Source organism: Aquimarina agarivorans, assembly GCF_000218485.1.
GTDB lineage: Bacteria > Bacteroidota > Bacteroidia > Flavobacteriales > Flavobacteriaceae > Aquimarina > Aquimarina agarivorans.
On the sequence record NZ_AFPB01000051.1, the window covers coordinates 1 to 1,728 of the forward strand.

The following is a 1,728-nucleotide window of genomic DNA, read 5'->3' on the forward strand; positions in this document are numbered from 1 at the left end:
CAACGTATATAAACAATTGCTTTTACAGGCTTATCCTGAAAATTCCTGCAGAGTTTTCAGTTTAGTGTGTACTTGCAAAGTTTCGTGCTAAACCCACGCAACTACTCATAGCCGAGACCGTTACCAGCAATTAAAATGAAACCTATGAAAAAAATTATATTATTAATTATAGGAGTGATTATTTGTATTTCCTGTAATCAAAAAAAACAACATACAAATGAGTTGTTAGATTCTATGCAAATAGCTCGAGATTCTTTAACAAATGAACTGGAAAATATATATACACAAGGTCTCACAAACGGATTTGGAGTTGCCATAGTTAATGAAAAAGGAACCTTGTATAGCAATGGTTTCGGGTGGGCTGATAAAGCAAATCATATTGCATATACAGAAAATACAATTCAACATATAGCTTCTATTTCTAAAACCTTAATCGGATTAGCACTAATGAAGGCACACGAATTAGGTAAATTAAATTTAGATGACCCAATAGAGAAATACTTATTATTTGATGTGTCAAATCCGAATCACCCTAATGAAAAAATTACCTTACAACAACTAGCTACACATACTTCTACAATTGTAGACACAAAACATTATATGGAAAATGCTTGGATAATTACACCTGATCAAGACTTATCAAAAGTTTATGAAAATTATCCTTACCAACGTTTAAATCCTTCAACATCAGAAATACCAATGGAAAATTTTTTAAAAGAAATTCTTACGGTTGAGGGCAAATATTATGATAAAGAAAATGGTTTTTTAAAGCACAAACCTGGAGAGAAATTTGAATATTCAAACATCGGAGCTACGCTAACTGCCTTGATTATAGAAAAATCCACTGGTATATCGTTTAATGAATTTACAAAGAAATATATACTGCAACCCTTAAAAATGGACTCTTCAGGATGGTCATTAGAGGAAGTTGATATATCCAAGCATTCAAGATTGTATTATGACTTGAATATACCATTACCATTTTATACGGCTATAACTTATCCAGACGGAATGCTTATAGCTTCGAGTAATAATATGGCAAAATATCTGACAGAATTAATTAAGGGATACACAGGCAATGGCACTCTGCTCAACAAAAAAAATTACGAACAATTATTTACTCAGTATTTAAGTGAAGAAAACTTCGATAAACGTAATAAACAAAACCCTTATAACGATGAATATAACACTGGAATTTTTATGGGCTTTAGTGCTAAAGGATATATTGGTCACACAGGAGGAGATGCTGGAGTTGTATCTTTTATGTTTTTTGATAAAGAAACCAAAACAGGGAGATATTTAATACGAAATACAAATAGTGATGATGAAAAGGGACCAGATCAATTTTATGATATTTGGAAAAAGTTAGGTGAATATACCACTAAACTGAATCAATAAAACTGCTGGTAACACATAAAGCATTCGTCTTGCCGATAGGCCAGAGATGAATGCGATGTTGACTGACCCGGTGGTGGATTTATGGGGAAAGTGATGTGTGGTAATCTTCAATTCTAGAAAGTACAACCTCGTTTTTCACAAATTTCAAGGTTTGAAAATACGCTTTGACTATTGAAAAACGAATCTATTGGCATCGATTATAAGTTTTATATGGGGTTTAATCTGATTTTGAGCTATTTCCTTTAAATTTGGACAATACTTGTCCCGTCCCTATTATGGGATTTTTTTAAAATCTATGTAGTCTTTAGTTTTTCTAATCAGCGCTTTGGC

General features: G+C 32.3%; 1 protein-coding gene. It reads left to right on the plus strand.

Annotated features, from left to right (window positions below):
• Positions 1-144: 144 nt before the first annotated feature.
• Entirely contained in the window at positions 145-1,398 is a 1,254-nt protein-coding gene (locus GMC_RS23370) for a serine hydrolase domain-containing protein (RefSeq protein WP_040472323.1), read from the plus strand.
• Positions 1,399-1,728 lie beyond the last annotated feature (330 nt).

Bases quoted from the DNA above. Each gene is read 5' to 3' on its own strand.
- GMC_RS23370 (WP_040472323.1), top strand. From the start codon at position 145: ATGAAAAAAATTATATTATTAATTATAGGAGTGATTATTTGTATTTCC.